The 22,905-nt window shown below is 64.8% G+C and carries 25 protein-coding genes; 14 read left to right on the top strand and 11 right to left on the bottom strand.

Translation table 11 applies throughout. The features are described from left to right. Position 1 precedes the first annotated feature (1 nt). Together ACZ1JX_RS01385 and ACZ1JX_RS01390 are read left to right on the top strand one after the other, a co-directional pair. Positions 2–778, top strand: a complete 777-nt coding sequence (locus ACZ1JX_RS01385; protein ID WP_465125048.1) for a glutathione S-transferase family protein — start codon at positions 2–4, stop codon at positions 776–778. After that, entirely contained in the window at positions 778–1,515 is a 738-nt protein-coding gene (locus ACZ1JX_RS01390; protein ID WP_465125049.1) for an alpha/beta fold hydrolase, read from the top strand. Before ACZ1JX_RS01385 ends, ACZ1JX_RS01390 begins: the two co-directional genes overlap by 1 nt. Here the strand turns inward: ACZ1JX_RS01390 and ACZ1JX_RS01395 are convergent. Together ACZ1JX_RS01395 and purU are read right to left on the bottom strand one after the other, a co-directional pair. Beyond that, positions 1,512–1,913: a VOC family protein gene (locus tag ACZ1JX_RS01395; protein ID WP_465125050.1), complete on the bottom strand. Its 402-nt coding sequence runs from the start codon at positions 1,911–1,913 to the stop codon at positions 1,512–1,514. The genes ACZ1JX_RS01390 and ACZ1JX_RS01395 overlap by 4 nt on opposite strands. A 75-nt stretch (positions 1,914–1,988) precedes the next feature. After that, positions 1,989–2,843 (bottom strand): formyltetrahydrofolate deformylase, encoded by an 855-nt coding sequence (gene purU, locus ACZ1JX_RS01400; protein ID WP_465125051.1) that lies wholly within the window; start codon positions 2,841–2,843, stop codon positions 1,989–1,991. A 137-nt stretch (positions 2,844–2,980) separates the two neighbouring features. On the opposite strand from purU, the gene ligM reads away from it, so the two are divergent. From ligM to ACZ1JX_RS01415, 3 genes are all read left to right on the top strand, one after another. Then, positions 2,981–4,378, top strand: a complete 1,398-nt coding sequence (ligM, locus tag ACZ1JX_RS01405) for a vanillate/3-O-methylgallate O-demethylase (protein WP_465125052.1) — start codon at positions 2,981–2,983, stop codon at positions 4,376–4,378. Positions 4,379–4,452: 74 nt separating this feature from the next. Then, on the top strand, positions 4,453–5,337 hold the full coding sequence (locus ACZ1JX_RS01410) for a methylenetetrahydrofolate reductase (RefSeq protein ID WP_465125053.1): 885 nt from the start codon (positions 4,453–4,455) through the stop codon (positions 5,335–5,337). Further along, entirely contained in the window at positions 5,334–6,002 is a 669-nt protein-coding gene (locus ACZ1JX_RS01415) for an alpha/beta fold hydrolase (protein WP_465125054.1), read from the top strand. The genes ACZ1JX_RS01410 and ACZ1JX_RS01415 overlap by 4 nt, the downstream gene beginning before the upstream one ends. 129 nt (positions 6,003–6,131) lie before the next feature. Here ACZ1JX_RS01415 and ACZ1JX_RS01420 read toward each other — a convergent pair whose 3' ends face one another. The 6 genes from ACZ1JX_RS01420 to ACZ1JX_RS01445 are packed head-to-tail and all read right to left on the bottom strand — an operon-like array spanning position 6,132 to position 10,082. Further along, positions 6,132–6,755, bottom strand: a complete 624-nt coding sequence (locus tag ACZ1JX_RS01420; RefSeq protein WP_465125055.1) for a riboflavin synthase — start codon at positions 6,753–6,755, stop codon at positions 6,132–6,134. A 12-nt stretch (positions 6,756–6,767) separates the two neighbouring features. Continuing rightward, positions 6,768–7,739, bottom strand: a complete 972-nt coding sequence (gene ribD, locus ACZ1JX_RS01425; RefSeq protein WP_465125056.1) for a bifunctional diaminohydroxyphosphoribosylaminopyrimidine deaminase/5-amino-6-(5-phosphoribosylamino)uracil reductase RibD — start codon at positions 7,737–7,739, stop codon at positions 6,768–6,770. After that, complete coding sequence (locus ACZ1JX_RS01430; protein ID WP_465125057.1) at positions 7,736–8,227, bottom strand: hypothetical protein; 492 nt, start codon at positions 8,225–8,227, stop codon at positions 7,736–7,738. Before ACZ1JX_RS01430 ends, ribD begins: the two co-directional genes overlap by 4 nt. A gap of 40 nt (positions 8,228–8,267) precedes the next feature. Further along, positions 8,268–9,026, bottom strand: a complete 759-nt coding sequence (locus tag ACZ1JX_RS01435; RefSeq protein ID WP_465126331.1) for a M48 family metallopeptidase — start codon at positions 9,024–9,026, stop codon at positions 8,268–8,270. 4 nt (positions 9,027–9,030) lie between these two features. Beyond that, positions 9,031–9,474, bottom strand: coding sequence for a YcgN family cysteine cluster protein (locus ACZ1JX_RS01440; RefSeq protein ID WP_465125058.1), 444 nt, complete (start codon positions 9,472–9,474; stop codon positions 9,031–9,033). Beyond that, on the bottom strand, positions 9,471–10,082 hold the full coding sequence (locus ACZ1JX_RS01445) for an SCO family protein (RefSeq protein ID WP_465125059.1): 612 nt from the start codon (positions 10,080–10,082) through the stop codon (positions 9,471–9,473). Before ACZ1JX_RS01445 ends, ACZ1JX_RS01440 begins: the two co-directional genes overlap by 4 nt. A 77-nt stretch (positions 10,083–10,159) precedes the next feature. Here ACZ1JX_RS01445 and ACZ1JX_RS01450 point away from each other — a divergent pair, with 77 nt between their 5' ends. From ACZ1JX_RS01450 to ssb, 5 genes are all read left to right on the top strand, one after another. Continuing rightward, complete coding sequence (locus ACZ1JX_RS01450; protein ID WP_465125060.1) at positions 10,160–10,774, top strand: ankyrin repeat domain-containing protein; 615 nt, start codon at positions 10,160–10,162, stop codon at positions 10,772–10,774. Between the two features lie 16 nt (positions 10,775–10,790). Next, complete coding sequence (locus tag ACZ1JX_RS01455) at positions 10,791–11,444, top strand: COQ9 family protein (RefSeq protein ID WP_465125061.1); 654 nt, start codon at positions 10,791–10,793, stop codon at positions 11,442–11,444. A gap of 224 nt (positions 11,445–11,668) precedes the next feature. Further along, positions 11,669–11,923 carry a FeoA family protein gene (locus ACZ1JX_RS01460; protein WP_465125062.1) on the top strand — a complete coding sequence of 85 codons (255 nt, stop codon included), beginning with the start codon at positions 11,669–11,671 and terminating at the stop codon, positions 11,921–11,923. After that, positions 11,920–13,779, top strand: coding sequence for a ferrous iron transporter B (gene feoB, locus ACZ1JX_RS01465; protein WP_465125063.1), 1,860 nt, complete (start codon positions 11,920–11,922; stop codon positions 13,777–13,779). Before ACZ1JX_RS01460 ends, feoB begins: the two co-directional genes overlap by 4 nt. 271 nt (positions 13,780–14,050) lie before the next feature. Further along, positions 14,051–14,614, top strand: coding sequence for a single-stranded DNA-binding protein (ssb, locus tag ACZ1JX_RS01470; protein ID WP_465125064.1), 564 nt, complete (start codon positions 14,051–14,053; stop codon positions 14,612–14,614). A 135-nt stretch (positions 14,615–14,749) separates the two neighbouring features. Here the strand turns inward: ssb and ACZ1JX_RS01475 are convergent, their stop codons facing one another. Next, positions 14,750–15,496 carry a 7-carboxy-7-deazaguanine synthase QueE gene (locus ACZ1JX_RS01475; RefSeq protein WP_465125065.1) on the bottom strand — a complete coding sequence of 249 codons (747 nt, stop codon included), beginning with the start codon at positions 15,494–15,496 and terminating at the stop codon, positions 14,750–14,752. A gap of 180 nt (positions 15,497–15,676) precedes the next feature. Further along, positions 15,677–18,391, bottom strand: a complete 2,715-nt coding sequence (locus ACZ1JX_RS01480; protein WP_465125066.1) for a valine--tRNA ligase — start codon at positions 18,389–18,391, stop codon at positions 15,677–15,679. Between the two features lie 128 nt (positions 18,392–18,519). Between ACZ1JX_RS01480 and ACZ1JX_RS01485 the strand changes: the two genes are divergently transcribed. The 4 genes from ACZ1JX_RS01485 to ACZ1JX_RS01500 are packed head-to-tail and all read left to right on the top strand — an operon-like array spanning position 18,520 to position 22,080. After that, positions 18,520–19,638 carry an ABC transporter permease gene (locus ACZ1JX_RS01485; protein WP_465125067.1) on the top strand — a complete coding sequence of 373 codons (1,119 nt, stop codon included), beginning with the start codon at positions 18,520–18,522 and terminating at the stop codon, positions 19,636–19,638. Further along, on the top strand, positions 19,638–20,525 hold the full coding sequence (locus ACZ1JX_RS01490; protein WP_465125068.1) for an ABC transporter ATP-binding protein: 888 nt from the start codon (positions 19,638–19,640) through the stop codon (positions 20,523–20,525). The genes ACZ1JX_RS01485 and ACZ1JX_RS01490 overlap by 1 nt, the downstream gene beginning before the upstream one ends. Positions 20,526–20,534: 9 nt before the next feature. Beyond that, positions 20,535–21,494 carry an MlaD family protein gene (locus tag ACZ1JX_RS01495; RefSeq protein ID WP_465125069.1) on the top strand — a complete coding sequence of 320 codons (960 nt, stop codon included), beginning with the start codon at positions 20,535–20,537 and terminating at the stop codon, positions 21,492–21,494. Between the two features lie 13 nt (positions 21,495–21,507). After that, positions 21,508–22,080 (top strand): ABC-type transport auxiliary lipoprotein family protein, encoded by a 573-nt coding sequence (locus ACZ1JX_RS01500; protein WP_465125070.1) that lies wholly within the window; start codon positions 21,508–21,510, stop codon positions 22,078–22,080. Positions 22,081–22,207: 127 nt separating this feature from the next. On the opposite strand, the gene ACZ1JX_RS01505 is transcribed toward ACZ1JX_RS01500, so the two are convergent. After that, a complete protein-coding gene (locus tag ACZ1JX_RS01505) occupies positions 22,208–22,903 on the bottom strand; it encodes an ATP12 family chaperone protein (RefSeq protein ID WP_465125071.1) in 696 nt (231 codons plus the stop codon). Positions 22,904–22,905: the final 2 nt, after the last annotated feature.

A 22,905-nucleotide genomic window follows, 5' to 3' on the forward strand; every position in this document is an offset into this window, starting at 1 on the left:
GATGGCCCTGAAATACTACCACGCCGAACCGCTGGCGAACTCATTGAAGTCTATGGTCCCGCTCAAGGAAAAGGGCCTCGCCTACGAGAGCATCTACGTCGACCTGCACAAGTTCGAGCAACACCAGCCTTGGTTCACCGCAATCAATCCTGAGGGTCAGGTCCCCGTGCTTGACCATGACGGCACGATCATCACCCACACCACGGTGATCAACGAATACCTCGAGGATGCCTTCCCCGACGCCCAGCCTGCCGATGCCCCGTTGCGTCCGCGCGATCCAGTCGGCGCGGCGCGGATGCGCTACTGGAACAAGTTCATCGACGAGCACGTGATGAACTACGTCTCGATGCACGGCTGGCATCGCATGGTCGGCGTGATCGCGCGCAACATCGAGAGCGGGGAGTTCGAGAAGCTGCTCGAAAGCATTCCGCTGCCGGACCAGCGCAAGAAGTGGGCCACGGCGCGCTCGGGCTTCTCCGAAGCAGACCTCGCCAACGCCACCGCCAAGATCGAATATGCCATCGACAAGGTCGAGAAGCAGCTCGGGTCAACGCAATGGCTGGCCGGCGACACCTACACGCTGGCCGACATCAACTTCTATTCGCACTGCGGCATGATGGTTGAACGCATGTTCCCGGAAATGGACGTGGCCAAGCGCGCACCTCGCCTCATCGAATGGCGTGATCGCGTCACCGCACGCCCCGCCGTCGCCGAAGCCCTTAAGAGCGAGGACCGCACCGCGCCGGGCCTGCGCACATGGTCGGGGCACGTGCGCTGATGGCAGGGTTCGTTCTGATCCATGGTTCCTGGCACGGCGGGTGGTGCTTTGATCCCGTCGCCGAAATCCTGCGCGGGCGCGGCCACACCGTTGTCGCGCCGACGCTGCCCGGGATGGGCGGCACGGCGGAGGAAATGGCGGCCGTCACGCTTGAGGGTTGGGGTGAATTTGCTGCGCAGCATTGTCGCGAGCTGAAGGCGCGAGGCGTTGGCCCGGTCGTCCTTGCCGGACACTCCCGCGGCGGTCTGGTCGTATCCACTGCGGCAGAGCGCGATCCCTCCGCGATCGATGCCATCGTCTATATTTGCGCGATGATGCTGCCTGCCGGTATGAGCCGGGCGGAGTTCAAGGAAACCGAAGGTCCGAACCCGGCCTTCGACGCGATCATCTCAAAGGTCCACGGAGGCATCGCCACCGTGATCGAAACTGCGAATGCTGCGCCGGTCTTTGCACAAGTCTCGCCGCCTGATCTGGTCGAAGCGGCCATGGCAAGGCTGATGGCCGAACCCCATGCACCGCGCTCCGAAAAGATCGTGGTGACGCCCTGGCGTTGGGGCAGCTTGCCGCGCACCTATGTCGAATGCACGCTCGACCGCACGATCCCGATTGAAAGCCAGCGGCGCATGATCGCGATGTCGCCGGGGGCAAATGTGGTCACGCTTGAGGCCGATCACAGCCCCTACCTGTCCAAGCCTGTGGAGCTGGCTGACGCGCTGGAAGCGGCGATCCCGGCCTAATCCCCGAAGAAGTTCAGTTCCAGCAGCACGTTGTTCGGGTCTGCGGTAAAGATTTGCCGCAGACCGATCGCTGCGACGAGGTTGGTCTGGCAGTCGAGCCCCATCGCGCCGATCCGCCGCAGCGTCTCGTCATAGCCTGAACAGTTCAGCGCCACGTGATGGATCGCTCCGGTCAGCGATCCCGGCTGCACCTCGCGGTCATAGGCGCGCGGGCAGTCGACCGCGTTTATGTGGATTATCGCCTTGCCGCCCGCATCGTACATCCATTGCGCGTTCTGCGGGGTCAGGGGTGGCGGGCCATCACGCCGCTCCAGCCCCAGCAGTGACCTGTAGAACTCCGCCGTCTCGTCGAGACGGTCGGTGATGATGTTGACATGGTCCAGCGCGTTGACGTGCATTGTCTCTCTCCCGCAGCAAAACGGCGGCGAAAGCATGGTGCTCCCGCCGCCGCCTGAATTCAACGCATCAAAGCGTCAGCTCTTGAACACGACGGTCTTGTTGCCGTTCACGAGCGCGCGGTCTTCCAGGTGCAGGCGCACCGCTTCGGCAAGCACGCGGCGCTCCACGTCGCGGCCCTTGCGCACGAGATCTTCGGGGCTGTCGGCGTGGGTCACGGTTTCCACGTCCTGATGGATGATCGGACCTTCGTCGAGGTCGGCCGTCACGTAATGGCCGGTCGCACCGATCATCTTCACACCGCGCGCATGTGCCTGATGATAGGGCTTGGCGCCCTTGAAGCTCGGCAGGAACGAGTGGTGGATGTTGATGCAGCGGCCCGAAAGGAACGATGCCAGATCGTCCGAGAGGATCTGCATGTAGCGCGCCAGCACCACCAGTTCCGCGCCCGTCTCGGTGACGATGCGTTTCACTTCGGCTTCCTGCTGCGGCTTTGTGTCCTTGGTGATCGGCAGGTGGTAATAGGGCATGTCGCCGATCAGCGAGATATTCAGCGCTTCCTTGGGATGGTTGCCGAGGATCGCCACGACGTCCATCGGCAGTTCCCCGATGCGCGTGCGGTAGAGCAGATCGCCAAGGCAATGGTCGAACTTGCTGACCATCAGGATCACCTTACGCTTCACTGCGGTGTCGCGAATGTTCCAGTTCATGCCGTAATGCTCGGCCACCGGGGCAAATGCTGCGCGGAAATGCTCGACCGAACCTTCGCCCGGATCGAACACCACACGCATGAAGAAATTGCCGCTCAGCGAATCATCGAATTGCTGCGCCTCGCTGATGTTGCCACCGGCCTCGTAAAGATTGCCCGTCACTCGGGCCACGATCCCCGGCTTGTCCTCGCATGACAGCGTCAAAATCAGCGATGCGCTCATCAAAATCTCTCCCGTCGTTGTCGCGTTAGGGGTGGCGCTCATCGGGCGCAACATTTCCCATTGCGAATCTCGAAGGAGATTGTATGTGTTGCATACAAGTTTTTCAACCCTGCCATTTCAAGTCGGGAGAGTTTCACATGGCAAAGAACCTCGAAGAGGTAATCCAGCAGAACGGCAACGTCGTCGACATGCTGCGCAACTCGCAACTGGGCGCATACGTCTATCCGGTTGTCGCACCGGAATTCTCGAACTGGCGTTCGGAGCAGTGGGCATGGCAGCACAGCGCCGTCCTGTTCGACCAGTCGCACCACATGGTGAACCTCTATATCCGCGGTAAGGACGCAGCCAAGCTGCTGTCCGATACCATGATCAACAGCTCGAAGGGCTGGACGGTCAACAAGGCCAAGCAGTACGTGCCGACCACGCCTTATGGTCACGTCATCGGTGACGGCATCATCTTCTGGGAAGAAGAAGAATCCTTCACTTACGTCGGTCGCGCGCCCGCTTCGAACTGGCTGCGCTACCACGGCGCGACTGGCGGTTACGATGTCGAGATCGAGCTGGACGACCGTTCGCCGATGCGCCCGATGGGCAAGCCCGTCACCCGCAAGGAATGGCGCTTCCAGATCCAGGGTCCGCAGGCCTGGAACGTGATCGAGAAGCTGCACGGCGGCCCGCTCGAACAGCTCAAGTTCTTCAACATGAGCACCATGAACATCGCCGGCAAGACCGTTCGCACGCTGCGCCACGGCATGTCGGGCGCGCCGGGCCTCGAAATCTGGGGCCCCTATGCCGAGCAGGAAGAAATCCGCGCCGCCATTCTGGAAGCCGGCAAGGAATTCGGCCTGATCGCTTGCGGCAGCCGCGCTTATCCTTCGAACACGCTCGAATCCGGCTGGATCCCCTCGCCGCTGCCCGCGATCTACACCGGCGAAAAGCTTAAGGGCTTCCGCGAATGGCTGGCGGCTGACAGCTACGAAGCGACCGGTTCGATCGGCGGATCGTTCGTCTCCGACAACATCGAAGACTACTACCTCAACCCGTGGGAACTGGGTTACGGCAACTTCGTCAAGTTCGACCATGACTTCCATGGCCGCGAGGCGCTTGAAGCCCTGAACCCCGCCGAACAGCGCAAGAAGGTGACGCTCGCCTGGAACCCCGAGGACATGGCCAAGATCATGGCCTCGCTATTCAACCCCGATGGTGACCAGTACAAGTTCTTTGACACCCCGCTCGCGAACTACGCCTCGTCCAACTACGACCGCGTCGTCGATGCAGGCGGCAAGACCGTCGGCTTCTCGATGTTCACCGGCTACTCCTACAACGAGAAGCAGGCGCTCAGCCTCGCCACGATTGATCCGGAAATCCCGGTCGGCACCGAACTGCGTGTAGTGTGGGGCGAAGAGAACGGCGGCACCCGCAAGACCACCGTCGAGCCGCACAAGCAGATCGAGGTCCGCGCGATCGTCTCGCCGGTCCCCTACAGCCGCGTCGCTCGCGAAAACTATGCCGAAGGCTGGCGCACCGCGCGCTGAGGCAAACCACCGTATCGCCCGGACCGCCAGAACGGCGGCCGGGCGTTCGGCATGAACTTCAGAGGATCCCGAACATGGCAAAGGCATCGATCATCCATCCCAATTGGGACAAGACGCCCGACGGGATCACGGATGGCTTCTCGCTGGAGATGACCGCCAAGGACGAAGCCTCGCTGCGCGATGCCGCCCCGCTCATCCCGGCCGAAACCCCCGTTGCCGTCACCTTCCTCCCCGGCGAGGACGTTGGCGCCCGCGTTGCCGCCACGATCGCGGTGCGCGAACTCGGCTTCGAGCCGATGCCCCATTTTTCCGCCCGCCGCATCACCTCCGAGGACGATTTCGAAGGCTACCTTCGCGCCGTGGTCGAAAAGGCTGGCGTGACGCGCTGCTTCATCGTCGCAGGCGATCCGCCAGAGCCGGTCGGCCCCTATTTCGACACTTCCGCCCTGATCGCCACCGGCGCGTTCGAGCGCTCGGGCATCAAGGCCATCGGCATCGGCGGACACCCGGAAGGCCATCCGAACATGACGGAGGCCGAGTGCTGGGCGGTCCTTGAAAAGAAGGTGGCAGACATCACCGCGCGCGGCATGGCCCCGCTGATCGTCACCCAGTTCGGGTTCGATCCCGATGCTTTCCTCGCCTGGCTGCTCGAACTGCGCGCGCGCGGCATCGACGCGCCCGTCCGCATCGGCGTCCCCGGCCCCGCTGGAATCAAGCGCCTGCTCGCCTTTGCCGCCCGCTGCGGTGTCGGCGCGTCGACCTCGGTGCTCAAGAAGTACGGCATCTCGGTCACGAACCTGCTCGGCACCGCCGGGCCGGACAAACTGGTCGATGCCTTCGCGCGTGGCCTCGGGCCCCAGCACGGCAAGGTCCGCCTGCACTTCTATCCCTTCGGTGGCCTGACCAAGACGCTCGAATGGATTCACGGCTACAACAAGAAGCACGGTATCGGCGCATGACCGATTTCGTTCTTGTCCACGGCGCATGGGGCTGCAGCTTCGCGTGGGATCGCCTCAAGGCTGATCTCACCGCTGCCGGACACCGCGTCCTCGCCGCCGACCTCACCGGCCTGGGCCGTCGCAAGGCTGAATTCCATCCCGGCATTACGCTCACGACCCACATCGACGACGTCTGCGCCCAGATCGCCGAGGCCGGTTTTGAGCGCTTCGTCCTCGTCGGCCATTCGTGGGGAGGCATGGTCATCACCGGCGTCGCAACGCGCTTGGGTGCCCGGATTGACGCCATCGTCTATGTCGATGCTTTCCTGCCGCGCGACGGCCAGTCCTTGTGGGACCTGACCGGCGAGTGGGAGCACAACCACTACGTCGGCAGCCAGAAGCACAAGCCCGGCGCAGTCTCGCCGCTGCCCGGCCTCGAAAGCCCCGTGCTGTCCGATCACCCGCTGCTGACGCTGCTCGAAGCCGTGCGCTTCACCGGCGAAGAGGCGAAGATCCCTCGCCACGTCTATGTCTTCGCCAATAGCTGGAGCCCGTCACCCTTCCCGCAATTCCGCGACCGGGTGCAGGATGATCCGGCCTGGGAATACCACGAGGCCGAAGCCAGTCACAACGTGATGGGCGATCAGCCGGAGCAGTTATTCCAGATCGTGCTCGACTGCGCTTGAAAAGGCCCACCCCCGACCCCTCCCGCCTGCAGGAGGGGAGAAGCAGGCAGTGATCCTTGCCCTCCCGCAGGCGGGAGGGCCGCGAGACTTAATGAGCCGAAGGCGAGTTTAGTCGCAGCGGGGTGGGCATCACCCTTGCGCTGCCAGACTCTGCATCCGCTTCAGATAGCGCGCCAGCACGTCGATCTCGAGGTTGACCTTGCGCCCCGCCACCAGCGTGCCGAGTGTCGTGACTTCAGCGGTGTGCGGGATGATGTTGAGCATGAAGTGGCAGCTGCCATCGGCCTGATCGGCCACTTCGTTCACTGTCAGCGAAACGCCGTCCACCGTGATCGAGCCCTTGGGTGCGATGAATGGGGCAAGTTCCTTGGGCGCGGCGACGATGTACTGCCACGATGCGCCGACCTGCGTTACCTTCACCACTTCGCCCACTGCATCGACATGACCGGTCACGATATGGCCGCCCAGTTCGTCACCCAGCTTGAGCGCGGGTTCGAGGTTCAAGGGCGCGCCCACAATCCACTGCTCCGGCGCAGTGCGGCTCACCGTCTCGCCCGAAACGTCCACCGCGAACCAGCCTTCCCCCGCGACGCCGCCCTTGTCGACGACCGTCAGGCACACGCCCGAGCAGGCAATCGACGCGCCGACCGCGATCTTCGCCGGGTCCATCGCGCACGAAATCGTGATGTGGCGGTCGCCCTTGTCCTCGATGGCGAGGATGTTGCCGATTTCGGTGACGATCCCGGTGAACATATCAAATCTCCTTCAGCGCAAGCGCTCGTAGACGTCGAGCGCATCGCTGCCAAGCGTCCGACGGTCCACATGCCGCCATCGCCCATGCGCGTCGGCCAGCAAACCAAGACCGATGTCGCCGATGCACGGCAGCCCATCACCCACGATGATCGGCGCGCGATAGATCAGCAGCCGGTCAACCATGTCGGCGGCGACGAAGCTGGCAGCTGCCTGCGCACCGCCCTCGACGAACAGGTATTGCGCATCTCCAAAGGCTCCCGGCGCAGCGATATCCGCCACGCCCCTCCAGCCCTCAGGCGCGTCCCCTCGCGTCAGCACCAGCCGCTGCGGACTGCGCTGTTCCAGTCCCGGCAGCCGCACGTCCAGCCGGGGGGCATCGGCACGCATGGTTCCGCTGCCCACCAGAATTGCATCGACCCGCGCGCGTTCGACGTGGCAATGCGCCCGTGCCTCAGGCCCGGTAATCCACTGGCTCGACCCATCCGCAAGGGCGATCTTCCCGTCGAGCGAAGTTGCCAGCTTCAGCGTCACATGGGGCCGCCCCAGTGTCGTCCGCGTCAGGTATCCCGCCAGCGAAGTCCGCGCCGCAGGGGAAGGCACAAGCTCCGCTGCGATCCCCGCTTCGTGCATCGCTGCAATGCCGCTCCCCGCCGTGCGCGGGTCCGGATCTTCCACGCCGATCACCACGCGGGCAAGGCCGCTCGCCAGTACCAGCGAGGTGCACGAAGGACCGCGCGTGCTCGCATGGGCACAGGGCTCCAGCGTCACGTAAAGCGTGCCCCCGCGCGCAGCGTCGCCTGCCTGCGCCAGTGCTCCGGCCTCGGCATGAGGCCGCCCTCCGGCCTGAGTCCACCCGCGTCCGACGACCACGCCGTCCTTGACGATCACCGCGCCCACCGCCGGATTGGGCCTGCTCAGCGGACGCCCGCGTGCAGCCAGCGCGCCTGCCGCATCAAGCCAGCGCAGGTCGTCCGCCCTGCTCATTGCGCGCCGTTCGGGGCTTTCTTCATCTCGGCATCGAACACGGGATTGTCGACCATGTGCTTGTCGAGCACTTCCTTGCGCGCGGCTTCCACCTTCTTGCGGTACGCCTCGCGTTCGGCCTTGCCTTCCTCGTATGCGCGCTTGGTCTCGACCCCGGTGGCATCGCCCACGGCCTTGTACATCTGACGGACGCGCTCCTGACGCGCTTCTTCCTCGACTGCCTCGGCACGGGCCTTGGCAGAGGCCGCCTTGTTCTCGGCGAGAATCTCGGCGTCGCTGCGGTTTTCGAGGAAGCTCGGGAAGTAGATGATCTCGGGCGGGCGGGGCAGGGCGGTGCCGCCCTCCATGGCCATTGCGGTGAACAGCGTGCCCGTCACCGCCGCCGCCAGCAGCAGCCCGACCCGGCGATAATCGCTCGGCGCGGTGAACACCTGCCAGAAATCGACGATGGCCCGGCGCGGGGATACGTTGCGGAAGAAAGCTCTCATGCTCGCCTAGATAGGGCCAGCCGCCCCGTTTCGCTACCCGTCAACCGAACGGCGCATAGAGACTGCGCCCGTGCCGCTTGAGCCAGCGATTGGCCGCACCGATCTCGCCCTCGAACAGAGTGCCGAGATGGGTGTGGAAGGCGGGGCTGTGATCGAAGTGGCGTATGTGCGCAACCTCGTGCGCCACGACCGAGCGGCGCACGAAATCGGGTGCCATGATCAGCCGCCAGTTCATCCGGATCGATCCGTCCGCCGCGCAGCTGCCCCAGCGGCGCTGCGCACGCGACAGCGAGAGGCGCGGCATCGCTTCACCGGCCTTTGCGCAGTAGTGCGCCAGATCCTGCCCGCAAAGCGCGAGCGCTTCGGCCTCCAGCCAGCGCTGCAACCGGGCACTCAGTCCCTCGACCGGCCCGCCCACGATCAACCGTCCGTCCTCGACCACTGGCTTGCGCCTCGCCTTTGCGGACCATGTGATCTGCAGCACCTCGCCCCGGAAGGGCAGGGTAGCATCCGGCGCGATGGTGCGTGGTTCGGGCAGGCGGGCAAGCTGTCCCGCCAGCCAGTCCGCCCGGTCGCGCGCAAAAGCCTCGGCATCGCCCACGCGGCCCCACGCCGGGATCGAGACGCGCGCCTCGCTGCCATCTGGTGCCAGCCGCAGCGTCATCCGCCGCGCATGGCCGAGCTTGCGGATCACCAGCGGCAACTCGCGCCCTTCGACCATCAGCGTCCGGCGCGAAACCGCACGCGGGGCTGGGGTCTCCTTGGCCCGCGTATCGGCGCGCCGCAGCCAGTCGAGCATGCCCCTAGTCATCGAAGTGGTCCGAAGGAACGATGTGGTCTTCCAGAGGCCCCGCCAGCGTCTCGCTCACCGCCTTGCCGACCACCGACTGGCCCGCGCGATGCACAGAATCGCGGTCGCCCGAAACGAGGTAGTGCCAGTTGGGCAGAGGCTTGTTCTCGGCGCGCAGGCGGTAGGCGCAAGTATCTGGCAGCCATGGCAGTTCGCGCGCCAGTTTGGGCGTCAGCCTCAGGCAATCGGGCACATAGGCACGGCGGTGCTTGTAGTCGCTGCAGCGCGCGGTGCGCAGGTCGAGCAGCTTGCACGCCACGTTGGTATGGATCACCTCGCCGGTGTCCTCGTCCTCCAGCTTGTGCAGGCAGCACTTGCCGCAGCCGTCGCACAGCGCTTCCCACTGCTCGCGGCTGAGTGTCGCCACCGGCCGTTCCCAGAAGCGGTCTTGCGTCAATTCACCCACTTTGCCAGTTCGGCGGCGACGGCCTTGCCGTCCTGCTCGGCAGGCAGCAGTGCGATGGCTTCGCCGTCCGGCCCCATGAGATAGGCGGCGCGGCTGTGGTCCATCAGGTAGGCCTCAGGCTTTCCGTCATCGCGCTTGGCATAATAGACCGCCCACTTCTTCGTCACATCCGCGATCTGCGCAGGGGTGCCCGTCAACCCGACCACGTCCTTGCCGAAATTTGCGGCATACTTGCCGACGACTTGCGCGGTATCGCGCTCGGGATCAATCGTGATGAAGATCGGCACGATCGGCTTGGCATCGGCGTGCTCCTTGCGGAACAGCCGCAAACCTTGCGCGATGTTCTGCATGTCGAGCGGGCAGACGTCGGGGCAGAACGTATAGCCGAAATAGACCACGCGGTACTTGCCCGCAAAGTCGCTCCACTTCACCGCTTGGCCATCCTTGCCTGTGAGTGCAAAGTCGCCGCCGATGGATGCGCCTTCGAGCGGCGGCTTCTCGGCAGGCGCGAAGTTGCACCCACCAAGCGCGAAAGTGCAGGTTGCGGCGAGCGCGGCGAGGATCGATCTGAAAGTGAGGGCCATGGCGCGGCGGTTCATGCTCTGCTAACCGTCACCTTGCAAGAGGCGAGTCCTTGAGCCGCATAGGCTTATGGGGCACGCAACAGGAGGATAGAATGCTGTCGAACAAGCGCAGGCCGCTCATCGCAATGGCCATGCTGCTCGCCACGGCCATGGCCGTTCCGGCCCACGCCCAGTTTTCCGACAGCTACAAATTCCTAGAAGCCGTCCGCAAGAAGGAGGGTGACAAGGTCACCGAGGCCCTGAACGAGCCCGGCACCCAGATCGTCAACACCAAGGACTACACCACCGGACAGACCGGCCTGCACATCGTCGTCGCCCGCCGCGATCTCGTCTGGGTCCAGTTCCTCATCGCCAAGGGCGCCAACGTCAACGCGCGCGACAATCGCGGCGTTACCCCGCTGGTCCTCGCTTGCGAGATGGGTTTCCTCGAAGGCGTCGATGAACTGATCAAGTCCGGCGCCCGCATCGACGAGGCCAACAACACCGGTGAAACCCCGCTGATCAGCGCCGTCCACCGCAAGGATCTCGCGATGGTGCGGATGCTGATCAAGGCCGGGGCCAACCCTGATCGCCCGGACAATTCGGGCCGCTCCGCGCGCGATTATGCTGCGCTCGACAAGGGCAGCCCGGTGCTCGGCGAACTGGAAAAGGCCTCCAAGGAAGCCAAGGCTACAGGTGCCAAGAAGACCTACGGTCCCTCGTTCTGATAGTGGCGTGCAAGCAATGACCGATGACACCAGCCTCGAAGCCCTGCGCCTCCGCCTCGCCTCGGCTATTGCCGAGGCCGCCGCGTTTGACGGGTGGAAGCCTGCCGCGGTCACCGCCGCCGCGGCGATGGAAGGCGTGGACCCTGCGCTTGCCGCCTTCGCGTTCCAGGACGGACCGATGCAGATGATCTCGGCCTGGATTGCCCGCATCAATGCCGACATGGCAGAGGCGCTGCCGATGGAGCAGCTCGGCAACCTGCCGATCCGCGAACGCATCCGCTGCCTCGTCCAGTTCCGTCTCGATGCGCTCAACGGCAAGGAAGAGGCGCTGCGCCGCGCGCTCACCATCATGGCAATGCCGCAGAACCTGCGCGCCTCCACCCGCCTCGGCTGGTCGAGTGCCGACGCCATGTGGCGGCTCGCAGGCGATGTCGCGACCGATTACAACCACTACACCAAGCGCCTGACGCTCGGCTCGATCTACGCGGCTACCCTGGCCTACTTTGCGCAGGACACCAGTGACGGCCACCAAGACACCCGCACCTTCCTCGACCGCCGCATCGAGAACGTGATGCAGTTCGAAAAGGCCAAGGCCAAGCTGACCAGGCCCCGTGAGGAAACCTTCTCGCTTACAAGAATGCTCGGGCGGTTGCGCTATCCGGCAGCTTAAACTGGCAGACGAGACGTTACCCCTTCTCCACGTCGCCCCGGCGCAGGCCGGGGCCCACTACCTTTCGGCGGGGCCGGCCGTCGGCGTAATGGATCCCGGCCTTCGCCGGGATGACGGGGGGTGGGAGGTGTCCGCGACGGTCGACCATCAACCTGATTTTTGATCCAGCGCAATTCTATTGCGAATGACTTGCAAATGCTTCGCCGCTATGGCAGCGGGAACGGGTGACGCTCGATCAGCTCCCCATCGGAACACCTGCCCGAATCGCTTCGGTCGATTGGTCCGCGCTCGTCGCGGAAGAGGCGCAGCGCTTGCGCGCGCTCGGCCTTGATGAAGGCGCGCGGGTGACGCTCGCCTATCGCGGGGTGTTTGCCGGCCGCGATCCGCTGGCAGTGGAGATCGGCCGCATGACCGTCGCCATCCGCCGCGTCCACGCGCTCGCCATGACGGTCGAACCGGTTGCCGAAGCAGTAGCATGAGCAGGATGCCCACCGTCGCCGCGCTGGTCGGCAACCCCAACGCGGGCAAGAGCGCGCTGTTCAACGCGCTGACCGGCGCGCGCCAGAAGATCGCCAACTATCCCGGCGTCACCGTGGAGCGCAAGGTGGGCCGCCTGCTGCTCCCCTCGGGCGAGCCGGTCGAACTGGTTGACCTGCCCGGCTCCTACGGCCTCGATTCCACCAGTCCCGACGAGGAAGTGACCCGCAAGGTCATCATGGGCGAGCAGGCGGGGCAGGCCAAGCCCGACGTCATCGTCCTCGTGCTCGACAGCTCGAACCTCGAACAGCACCTCGTCTTCGCGCAGGAAGTGCTCGAACTTGGGCGACCCACTGTCGTCGCGCTCAACATGGTCGATCTGGCCGAGCGTGATGGCCTCGTCCTCGATCCCGCCGCGTTGCAGACCGCGCTGGGCGTGCCGGTGATCCAGACCGTCGCCGTCCGCCGTCGCGGCCTCACCGAACTCGCTGCCGCCATTGCCGAAGCGCGAGACCGTTCGGAAGCCGCGCAGCCGTTGCCGCGTCCGCACGTCACCCTGCCCGAACGTCGCATGCTCGCTCACCAGATGGCGAGCGGGGCGATCCTTTCCGAAACCGCCAGGCACCGCATCCACGCGCGCATGGACAAGGTTCTGCTCCACCCCTGGGCCGGGCCGCCGATCCTGTTCGCGTTCCTGTTCATCGTCTTCCAGGCCGTGTTCAGCTGGGCCACCCCCTTTGCCGACGCGATCGACGGTGGCGTCTCGGCGCTCGGCGATCTGGCCAAGGCTGCCATTCCGCCGAGCCTCGCGCGTGACCTGCTCACCGATGGCGTGATCGCGGGCGTCGGCTCGGTCCTCGTTTTCCTTCCGCAGATCATCATTCTGTTCTTCTTCATCCTGACGATGGAGGCGACCGGATACATGGCCCGCGCCGCCTTCCTGATGGACCGCATGATGGCGGGCGTCGGCCTTTCGGGTCGCAGCTTCATCCCGCTGCTGTCGAGCTTTGCCTGCGCGATTCCGGGCATCATGGCGACGCGCTCGATCACCGATCCCAAGGACCGGCTGACCACGATCCTGATTGCGCCCATGATGACCTGCTCGGCCCGCCTGCCGGTCTATGCGGTGATCATCGCGGCGTTCATCCCGAATAACCGCGTCGGCCCCGGCATTGGCCTTCAAGGCCTCGTCCTGTTCTGCCTCTATGTCGCCGGAATCATCGGCGCGATGGTCGTTGCGCTGGTCCTGCGCCGCTCGGTAACCAAGGGTGCGGCTTCGGGCTTCATCATGGAACTGCCCAAGTACCAGCTACCCACGGTCAAGGATCTGGCCCTCGGCCTTTGGCAGCGCGCATGGATCTTCCTGCGCCGCGCCGGCACGATGATCTTCACTGTCACCATCGCGCTGTGGATACTGCTCAACTTCCCGCGTGCCGAGCCGGGGCAGGACCAGATCAACGCCTCGGTCGCGGGAACGCTCGCCAATGGCCTGTCGGTCGTACTCCAGCCCATCGGCTTTAACCGCGACATGAGCCTTGCGATCATCCCGGCCATGGCCGCGCGCGAAGTCGCCGTGAGCTCGCTCGCCACGACTTACGCGGTCAGCGCCAGCGACGACGAGGATCAGGCCGCCGTGGCTCTGGGCGACCAGCTCAAGTCACGCTGGACCCTGCCGATGGCGCTCGCCTTCCTCGCATGGTTCGTTTTCGCCCCGCAGTGCCTTTCGACCATCGCGGTCGCCCGGCGCGAGACCAATGGCTGGAAATGGCCGTCCTTCATGCTCGCCTACCTCTTCGCGCTGGCCTACGCGGCGGCAGGGGTGACCTATTGGGCCGCGATTGCGGCAGGGTTGGGGTAAAAGGTTTCACGCAGAGACGCGGAGAAGAAGAGGAGACGCAGAGATGTCGCGCTCGCGGCGCAGCCGCTCTCCAATTCCGCTCTTGCGTCAACCTCTTCGCTGCTCGAATGAAGGGGCCTTGCGGCCCAGCCCTACGCCTCTGCGTCTCCCTTTTCTTCTCCGCGTCTCTGCGTGAAACCCATCTTCCTTCTGGAAAACTAGCAGGCCCGGACTCGCCCCCCACCAAACCCATGCGCTAGGCAATTGCCCAGATCAGAAGGAATGTGATTCGATGGCAGGCAGCGTCAACAAGGTCATTCTCGTCGGAAATCTCGGCGCGGATCCGGAAGTGAAGAGCTTCCAGAACGGCGGCCGCATCGCCAACCTGCGCATCGCCACTTCGGAAAGCTGGAAGGACAAGGCCACCGGCGAGAAGAAGGAGCGCACCGAATGGCACTCCGTCGTGCTCAATTCCGACGGCCTCGTCGGCGTGGCCGAACGCTTCCTGCGCAAGGGTTCGAAGGTCTACATCGAAGGCCAGCTGCGCACCCGCAAGTGGCAGGACCAGTCGGGCAATGACCGCTACACCACCGAAATCTCGGTCGGCGGCATGGGCGGCGTGCTGACCATGCTCGATGGCCCTTCGGGTGGCGCAGGCGGTGGCGGCATGGGCGGCGGCGGTGGCCGTTCCTCCGGTGGTGGCTGGAACGAAGGCGGCTCCTCTGGTGGCGGCAGCTACGGCGGCGGTTCGCGCGGCGGGGCCTCCGGAGGTGGTTCGTCAGGCGGCGGCTGGAACCAGGGCGGCGGCAGCGCAGGCGGCTTCGGCGACGATCTCGACGACGATATCCCGTTCTGAACTGAACCGCACCACTTGCGTCCCCGCGAAGGCGGGGACCTCAGTGTTGTTACTTAACCCAAATGTAAAGCGACTGAGGCCCCCGCCTACGCGGGGGCACAGTTGTATTTACGCGTTGTATTCACGCGGAAACCCTCAAGTCCCCCGCGTATCCCCGTACAGGTGGATATGCAGCCGGTCCGTAAACCGCCAGCCACGCTCGAGCGCTTCCTCGGCAAGCCAGCGCGAACGGTCGCGCAGCACCGCGCTGCCAGTGCCCTCGGGCATCACGAACAGATGATCGCTGGCAATCGCATGGCGCTCCTGCAGCGCTGAAATCTCGGCAAGGTCCGCTGGCGTCGCCACCACGAACTTGAACCACGCTCGCGGATCGCACGCCCAGGCATCGAGCCGCTCGGGCACCAGCGCCAGCTCTGCCGCATTGCCCGAATGCGCCAGCTTGGGGCTGACGTTGAACTGGTCGATCAGCGGGTCCAGCTCCGGATGCACCGCCACCGTGCCGTTGGTCTCGACCTCGACATGCAGGGCAGGGCGCCCGGCCTTCACCAGCGCCACCACCCGCGCCAGCGCCGAGCCTTGCAGCAGCGGTTCGCCTCCGGTGATCACCAGTCGGTCCTCGGGGTGCGAGAGGATCAGCGCAGCGGCATCGGCCTCGCTCATCGTCACCTGATTTTCGCCGCGCTCGAACGCCACCTCGTCGCGGTGGGGCCGGTTGTCGCCGGTGAAGCGCCAGGTATAGGCCGTGTCGCACCAGCGGCAGGCAAGGTTGCAGCGGGAAAGCCTTACGAAAACAGAGGGGCGCCCCATCGACGGGCCTTCGCCCTGCAGCGAGGAAAAGACTTCCGGTTCCCCGGGGGATGTGGTGGCGAGTACGATAGACATTGCTCGCCCCTTACTCCTTCCCCCTTGATGGGGGAAGGATGCGAAGGCTTGGCGGCGTGCCGCCTAGCCGCAGCTGGATGGGGGTATATCGGGCGCGCGCTGCCAGCACCCCCGCCCAACTCCGACTAGGCAGCAAGCTGCCAAGTCTGCGTAACCCTCCCCCATCGAGGGGGAGGGGCTTCACCCCAGCCGCTGCAGTGCCGCCGCCAGCCGTTCGGCCTCGGCAGCGTGCATCGCGTGATCGGCGCGGGCCTTCTCGACCGCCTCGGGCTTGGCCTTCTCGACAAACGACGGGTTGCCCAAACGCCCTTCGAGCGACTTGGCTTCCTTCTGCGAAGCCGCCAGCGCCTTTTCCAGACGTGCCTTTTCCGCCGCAATGTCGATCACGCCTTCCAGCGGCACCACGATGTTGGCATCGCCCGCACCCACCTGCATCGCTGCGCCTGCAGGCGCGGCCTCGAAGCGGATGCCGTTCAGCCGCGCCAGACGCTCGATCGCCGCCGGATTGGCCTCGATGATCCCGCGAGTCAGCGCCGAGGGTTCGGGCAGATAGGCATCGAGCTTTGCCCCCGGCGCGATGCCGAGTTCGTTCTTGGCGGTGCGCAGGTTCGAGACCAGCGCGATCAGCCACTCGACCTCACGCTTGGCTGCTGCGTCCACCGTGGCTTCGGGCTTCGGCCAAGCCGCCACGATCAGTTCGCCATCACGCTGCCCCAGCGCATGCCACAGCTCTTCGGTCACGAAGGGCATGAACGGGTGGAGCATCACCAGAATCTGGTCGAGCACCCAGCCTGCAACCGCTTTGGTCTCGGCATCGAAGTTGCCCTTGATCAGCTCGATGTACCAGTCGCAGAACTGGTCCCAGACGAAGTGATAGACGGTGTTCGCCGCCGCATCGAAGCGCAGGTCGGCCATTGCCTGATCCAGCGCGGCGACGGTTTCGACGACTTCGCCGATGATCCACTTGTTCACCGCCGAGGTTGCCGCAGGCGCCGCCACTGAAGTGCTGCCGTTGATGCCATTGCTCTGGCAGAAACGCGCGGCGTTCCACAGCTTCGTGGCGAAGTTGCGATAACCCTCGACGCGCTTCTCATCCATCTTCACGTCGCGGCCCTGGCTCTCCATCGCGCACATGAAGAAGCGCAGCGCATCGGCCCCGTACTTGTCGATCAAGCCGAGCGGATCGACCACGTTGCCCTTCGACTTGCTCATCTTCGCGCCGTCAGCCGCGCGGACGAGGCCGTGCAGATAGAGCTTCTTCCACGGCACTTCTTTCATGAAGTGCAGGCCCTGCATCGCCATGCGCGCATCCCAGAAAAACAGAATGTCGAAGCCGGAGACGAGCAGGTCATTGGGGTAGTGCTTCTTCAGCAGCGGCGCGTCTTCATCCGGCCAGCCGAGCGTGGCGAAGGGCCACAGCGCCGAGGAGAACCACGTGTCGAGGACGTCGTTGTCGCGCTCCAGCGTCACGCCTGCACCGGCCTTGGCCTGCGCTTCCTCTTCGGTTTCGGCAACATAGCACTGGCCATCAGAGCCGTACCACGCCGGAATCCGGTGCCCCCACCAGAGCTGGCGGCTGACGCACCAGGGCTGGATGTTCTCCATCCAGTTGAAGAAGGTCTTTTCCCAGGTCTTGGGCACAATCTCGATAGCGCCCGAGCGCACCGCTTCCATCGGCGCCTTCGCCAGCGTTTCGGCATCGACGTACCACTGGTCGGTCAGCCAGGGTTCGATCACCACGCCGCCACGGTCGCCGAACGGCGTCTGGATCGTGCGCGGTTCGAAGTCGGCGGCAATCTCGTTGCCTTCCTTGTCCTTCGTCACGTGGGGGATGATGAAGCCAGCTTCCTTCATCCGCTCGACCACGAGCTTGCGCGCATCGAAGCGGTCGAGGCCTACGAACTCGGCCGGCACCAGCCCATCGGCGGTCTGCACCACCTTGGCCTCGGCATCGAACATGTTGAGCATGTCGCCCGCCTTGATCCCGGCGCGCTTGCCCACTTCGAAGTCGTTGAAGTCATGCCCCGGCGTGATCTTGACCGCGCCTGAACCCAGCTCAGGATCGGCATGCTCGTCGGCCACGATCTTGAAGCGCCGCCCCGTCAGCGGCTGCAGGATTTCCTTGCCGATGACCGACTTGTAGCGCTCGTCCTCGGGATGCACCGCCACGGCCATGTCGGCCAGCATCGTCTCGGGGCGCGTGGTCGCAACCTCGATGTAGTCGAGGCCATCGTCCCGCGTCACGCCATCGGCCAGCGGATACTTGAAGTGCCAGAACCCGCCCTGCGTCTCACGCGTCTCGACCTCGAGGTCGGAAATCGCGGTCTTGAGCTTCGGGTCCCAGTTCACCAGCCGCTTGTCGCGGTAGATCAGGCCCTGATTGTAGAGGTCAACGAAGACCTTCACCACGGCGCGGGTGAAGTGCGGGTCCATCGTGAACTGCTCGCGCGACCAGTCCATCGAGCAGCCAAGGCGCCGCAGCTGGCCGGTAATCGTCCCGCCGCTTTCCGTCTTCCACTCCCACACCTTCTCCACGAACTGTTCGCGCGTGTAGTTGGTGCGCTTGTCCTGTCGCGCTTCCATCTGGCGTTCGACCACCATCTGCGTGGCGATGCCGGCGTGGTCCATGCCCACCACCCACAGCGCATCCTTGCCGCGCAGGCGCTCGTAGCGGATCGCCACGTCCTGCAACGTGTTGTCGAGCGCGTGGCCGATGTGGAGCGAGCCGGTCACGTTCGGCGGCGGATTGACGATGGTATAGGGCGCGGCATCGGGCCGCTCGGGCCGGAACAGGCCATTGCTTTCCCAGTGGGCATACCATTTGGCCTCGATCCCGGCGGGTTCGAAAGTCTTGGCCAGTTCTGCAGAATTGGTGTCGGGCGTTTGGTCGGTCATGGGCCAGCGCCTTGCCATCCCAGCGCCCAGCCTGCAAGCGCTGCGGGGAACCGCAAGGGCAGTTCCAACGTTACGGCTCATGTGTTGCACTTGTCGCCCTGTCCGATTTCCCCCATGAAGCGGGCAAGATGCGGGAACTGACCGATTTCCAGCTAGTGCAAGCCGACGGGGGTGGCACAACGACGCTCGCGTTTCGCGGGCCGATGACCGTGTCCTCGCTCGGTCTTACCGACGCGCGCCTGCGGAACTTGAGCGAATCCGTCTCGGAAATCGACCTGACTGGCGTGACCCGGATGGACACCGTCGGCGCATGGACCGTCTGGCGCCTCTCGCGTGACAACGACGCGAAGATCATCGGCTGCAGCGAAGAAGCGCAGAAGCTGGTCGACGCCATCAGCAAAGCCGATTCGAACGACCATTCAGTGCGCGCGAAGCGCCTTCCCCTGCTCGAACGCGTGCCCGCCCATGTCGGCGACGTGATGATCGGCCTTGGCCGGGGTGCGTTGCAGGTGGTCGGCTTCCTCGGGCAGGTGATCCTTTCTGCAGGCACGCTGTTGCGCCATCCCGGCCGTTTCCGGATGAAAGCGCTGGTCCACCAGATGGAACTGGTCGGCGTCAATGCGCTCGCCATCATCGGCTTGATGAGCTTCCTCGTCGGCATCGTCATTGCACAGCAGGGCGCGGTGCAGCTGCGCCAGTTCGGTGCTGAGATCTACACAGTCAACCTCGTCGGTCGCCTGACCTTGCGCGAACTCGGCGTGCTGATGACCGCGATCATGGTCGCGGGCCGCTCCGGTTCGGCCTTTGCCGCGCAGCTTGGCACGATGAAGCTGACCGAAGAGGTCGACGCCATGCGCACGATCGGCGTCTCGCCGATGGAAGCGCTGGTCGTGCCGCGCATTCTCGCCACGATGATCATGATGCCCCTGCTCGGGTTCTACTCGGCATTCCTCGGCATCATCGGCGGTGCGTTCCTGTCGAGCCTGACGCTCGGCATCCCGTTCTTCACCTTCCTCGCGCGCATCCAGGAAGTGGTGCCGCTGCATGACGTCTGGGTGGGGCTGACCAAGGCTCCGGTGTTCGGCCTGATCGTCGCGGTGGCGGGGTGCTATCAGGGCATCAACGTCAAGAACAACGCCGAGGAAGTCGGCACGCGCACCACCGCTGCCGTCGTCATGGCGATCTTCACGGTCATCGTGCTCGATGCCTTCTTCGCAGTGTTCTTCACCAACATCGGGTGGGGCTGATGGATCAGACACCAGCCCCCGAACGGCTGCCGGAACTGCCCGAACAGTTCGAAGGCAGGTATCCCATCCGCGTGCGTGGCGTGCGCAACGTGTTCGGAACCCACGTCATCCACGACGGACTCGACCTTGATGTGCGCAAGGGGGAGATCCTTGGCGTCGTCGGGGGATCGGGCACCGGCAAGTCGGTGCTGATGCGCACGATCATCGGTCTCCAGATTCCCGAATCGGGCGAAGTCGAAGTGCTCGGCAGTTCGATCACCGATGCGCGCGACGACGATGACATCGACATCCGCAGCCGCTGGGGCGTGCTGTTCCAGGGCGGCGCCTTGTTCTCCACCCTGACCGTGGCCGAGAACGTCGAAGTTCCTCTACGTGAATTCTATCCCGAGATCAGCGACGAGCTGCGCCACGAGATCGCGCGCTACAAGGTTCTGCTCTCGGGCCTCCCCGCAGAAGCCACGAGCAAGTATCCGTCCGAGCTTTCGGGCGGGATGAAGAAGCGTGCGGGCCTTGCTCGTGCGCTCTCGCTCGATCCCGAACTGCTGTTCCTCGATGAACCCACCGCCGGGCTCGACCCGATCGGTGCCGCCGCGTTCGACCAGCTGATCCTCAAGCTCCAGCAGACGCTCGATCTCACCGTTTTCCTGATTACTCACGATCTCGATACGCTTTACGAGATCTGCGACCGGGTGGCGGTGATCGCGGACAAGAAGGTCATCGCCGTGGGCACGATCCCGGAACTGCTCGCGCTCGATCACCCGTGGATTCAGGAATACTTCAACGGCCCGCGCGGCCGCGCGGCGCAGGATGCGCAGGAGCGGCACGATGCGGTAAAGGCACGATTGACCGACGAAGCGCCTTCGCGCGTTGATCAGGACGAGGCATAAGGACAGGGCATGGAAACGCGCGCAAACCACATCTGGGTCGGCCTCGTCACGCTGCTGCTCATGGCGGCGGTCGCCCTGCTGACCGTCTGGATCGCCCGGATCAATCAGGGTGACATCAACGAGTACGACATCTTCTTCAAGCAGTCGGTCGATGGTCTTGCCAAGGGCTCCGAAGTCTCGTTCTCGGGCGTGCCCTCGGGGCAGGTCAAGGACATCGAACTGTGGGAGCGCGATCCCGAATTCGTCCGCGTCCGCATCGCAGTGGACCGCAAGGTGCCGATCCTTCAGGGCACCACCGCCAGCCTGCTCGGCAGCTTCACCGGCGTCTCGACGATTCAGCTGACCGGCGCGGTCAAGGGTGCGCCTGCCATCGAATGCCCGAAGGAAAACAAGCGCGCGACCTGCCCTGAAGGCGTTCCGGTGATTCCGACCAAGCGCTCAGGCCTTGGCGAGATCCTGTCGAACGCGCCGCTCCTGCTCGAACGCCTCGCCACGCTGACCGAGCGGTTGACGATGGTCCTGTCCGACAAGAACCAGAAGTCGATCGAGAACATCCTGTCGAACACCGACAAGATGACCGCCAACCTCGCCGACGCCTCGCCCGATGTGAAGCGCACCATGGCCGAACTGCAGGCAACGCTGCGGCAGGCGAACTACACGCTGGCCAGCTTTGAGAAGTTGACGACCTCGGCTGATGCTGTGCTCAACGACGAAAGCAACGGCCTTGCCCAGCAATTGCGCAAGACTTTGAAGTCCGCACAGGGTGCAGCCGATGCCTTGCAGGGCACGCTCAGCGATGCCCGCCCTGCCGCAAAGCAACTCAACGAACGCACGCTGCCCGCCGCCGAGGCCGCGATCCGCGATCTTCAGGCGACGACCAAGTCTCTGCGCGAAGTGACCGACCGCCTGAACGATCAGGGCGTCGGCGGCTTCGTCGGCGGCCCCAAGCTGCCCGACTACAAGAACTGAGGAGGCGATGAAGATGATCCGCAAAGCCCTTGTCGTCCCTGCGCTCCTCGCAACACTGGCAGGCTGCGTCAGCCTCGGCCCTAAGGTGCCCGATACGCTGCTCGCACTCACTCCCACCGCAGCGCCTGCCGCAGGCAGCGGCACCAGCGGCACGCTCGCCAGCGCGCTGGTGGTGATGGAGCCTTCCGCCGAAGCGCGCCTCGCGGTCACCCGCGTGCCGGTACAGATTGATGACGCCAACGTCGCCTATCTGCAGAAGACGATGTGGGTCGAACGGCCTGCGCGCCTGTTCCAGCGTCTCCTCGCCGAAACCATCCGCGCGCGCGGCACCCGCCTTGTTCTCGAAGGCGATCCGGGCGCAGGCGCCGTGCACCTGTCCGGACGCCTCCTCGACATGGGCTACGACGCCCGCACCCGCTCCGCCGTGGTCCGCTACGACGCAGTGCGCGAGGCCGGCGGCAAGGTCGAGACAAAGCGCTTCGAAAGCGTGGTGCCGGTGACCGAGGCCGAGGCGAAATACGTCGGCCCGGCGCTCAATGAAGCGGCAAATGCCGTGGCCAAGCAGGTCGCGGACTGGCTGGGGTAATCCAGCCGTCGGTCTCACTGGAATCCCAATGGATCCCGGCCTTCGCCGGGATGACGATACATATATAGCAAGATAGAGCGAGAGAATCCGTCGCCCCGGCGAAGGCCGGGGCCCACCACCTCTCCGCCTAACCCCGCGCCAACCCCGCAAACCGCGCCGCCGCAGCAAAGGCGCCAGCCCGCCGCTCCCGCCGTTCCATCGCTTCGGCATCCTTGCCCCAGAGTTCGGCCTGCCAGTCCTCTTCGAGGTTGGCCGCATCCCACAGCGCGTCGAGGTCCGCTTGCGGCTCCAGCGCGGCAAGGCCGAGGATCAGCGAGGCGGCGAGGCTCGCGGTGTTGCGCAGGGCGGCAAGTGCGAAAGCGTCGAGAGTTTCCAACTCTGCGCGCAACCGCGCCAGCGTTTCGGCCGGTTGCGGCTTGTGGATCACGCCCGATACCCGCACGAACGTCGCACCAATTCGCGCCTCGGCTGTGGCGAGAAGCGGCTCCCACATCAGGCGCTGGCGTGCCGCAAAGGCCTCGTCCGGCTCGGCCCGGTAGCACAGCGTGTCGGTCTCGGCATAAGGCAGGATTTCGCCGATGACGGACGCCGGATCACCCGCCACCACGTCGATCGCGTAGTCGGCCATGTCGCGGTAGAGGAACAGCGCAGGGTCGATCTCAGGCCCTTGGCGCTCCCATTCCGCCGCCATCGCCTCGGCCAGCGCCTGTGTCGGCACCACCTGCGGTCTGCCGCCGACCGTCCTAATCGCCCGCCCGTCGAGCCTCACCCCGAAGCCGCCGTCTGCTGCCTCGACCGTCACATCCTTGTAAAAGCGCTTCATTC

It is taken from the genome of Novosphingobium sp. BL-A-41-Hi4A-0G (assembly GCF_055521735.1).

Coding starts and splice junctions, on each gene's coding strand:
- ACZ1JX_RS01385 (WP_465125048.1), top strand. CDS start 2: ATGGCCCTGAAATACTACCACGCCGAACCGCTGGCGAACTCATTGAAG.
- ACZ1JX_RS01390 (WP_465125049.1), top strand. CDS start 778: ATGGCAGGGTTCGTTCTGATCCATGGTTCCTGGCACGGCGGGTGGTGC.
- ACZ1JX_RS01395 (WP_465125050.1), bottom strand. CDS start 1,913: ATGCACGTCAACGCGCTGGACCATGTCAACATCATCACCGACCGTCTC.
- purU (WP_465125051.1), bottom strand. CDS start 2,843: ATGAGCGCATCGCTGATTTTGACGCTGTCATGCGAGGACAAGCCGGGG.
- ligM (WP_465125052.1), top strand. CDS start 2,981: ATGGCAAAGAACCTCGAAGAGGTAATCCAGCAGAACGGCAACGTCGTC.
- ACZ1JX_RS01410 (WP_465125053.1), top strand. CDS start 4,453: ATGGCAAAGGCATCGATCATCCATCCCAATTGGGACAAGACGCCCGAC.
- ACZ1JX_RS01415 (WP_465125054.1), top strand. CDS start 5,334: ATGACCGATTTCGTTCTTGTCCACGGCGCATGGGGCTGCAGCTTCGCG.
- ACZ1JX_RS01420 (WP_465125055.1), bottom strand. CDS start 6,755: ATGTTCACCGGGATCGTCACCGAAATCGGCAACATCCTCGCCATCGAG.
- ribD (WP_465125056.1), bottom strand. CDS start 7,739: ATGAGCAGGGCGGACGACCTGCGCTGGCTTGATGCGGCAGGCGCGCTG.
- ACZ1JX_RS01430 (WP_465125057.1), bottom strand. CDS start 8,227: ATGAGAGCTTTCTTCCGCAACGTATCCCCGCGCCGGGCCATCGTCGAT.
- ACZ1JX_RS01435 (WP_465126331.1), bottom strand. CDS start 9,026: ATGCTCGACTGGCTGCGGCGCGCCGATACGCGGGCCAAGGAGACCCCA.
- ACZ1JX_RS01445 (WP_465125059.1), bottom strand. CDS start 10,082: ATGAACCGCCGCGCCATGGCCCTCACTTTCAGATCGATCCTCGCCGCG.
- ACZ1JX_RS01450 (WP_465125060.1), top strand. CDS start 10,160: ATGCTGTCGAACAAGCGCAGGCCGCTCATCGCAATGGCCATGCTGCTC.
- ACZ1JX_RS01455 (WP_465125061.1), top strand. CDS start 10,791: ATGACCGATGACACCAGCCTCGAAGCCCTGCGCCTCCGCCTCGCCTCG.
- feoB (WP_465125063.1), top strand. CDS start 11,920: ATGAGCAGGATGCCCACCGTCGCCGCGCTGGTCGGCAACCCCAACGCG.
- ssb (WP_465125064.1), top strand. CDS start 14,051: ATGGCAGGCAGCGTCAACAAGGTCATTCTCGTCGGAAATCTCGGCGCG.
- ACZ1JX_RS01475 (WP_465125065.1), bottom strand. CDS start 15,496: ATGTCTATCGTACTCGCCACCACATCCCCCGGGGAACCGGAAGTCTTT.
- ACZ1JX_RS01480 (WP_465125066.1), bottom strand. CDS start 18,391: ATGACCGACCAAACGCCCGACACCAATTCTGCAGAACTGGCCAAGACT.
- ACZ1JX_RS01485 (WP_465125067.1), top strand. CDS start 18,520: ATGCGGGAACTGACCGATTTCCAGCTAGTGCAAGCCGACGGGGGTGGC.
- ACZ1JX_RS01490 (WP_465125068.1), top strand. CDS start 19,638: ATGGATCAGACACCAGCCCCCGAACGGCTGCCGGAACTGCCCGAACAG.
- ACZ1JX_RS01495 (WP_465125069.1), top strand. CDS start 20,535: ATGGAAACGCGCGCAAACCACATCTGGGTCGGCCTCGTCACGCTGCTG.
- ACZ1JX_RS01500 (WP_465125070.1), top strand. CDS start 21,508: ATGATCCGCAAAGCCCTTGTCGTCCCTGCGCTCCTCGCAACACTGGCA.
- ACZ1JX_RS01505 (WP_465125071.1), bottom strand. CDS start 22,903: ATGAAGCGCTTTTACAAGGATGTGACGGTCGAGGCAGCAGACGGCGGC.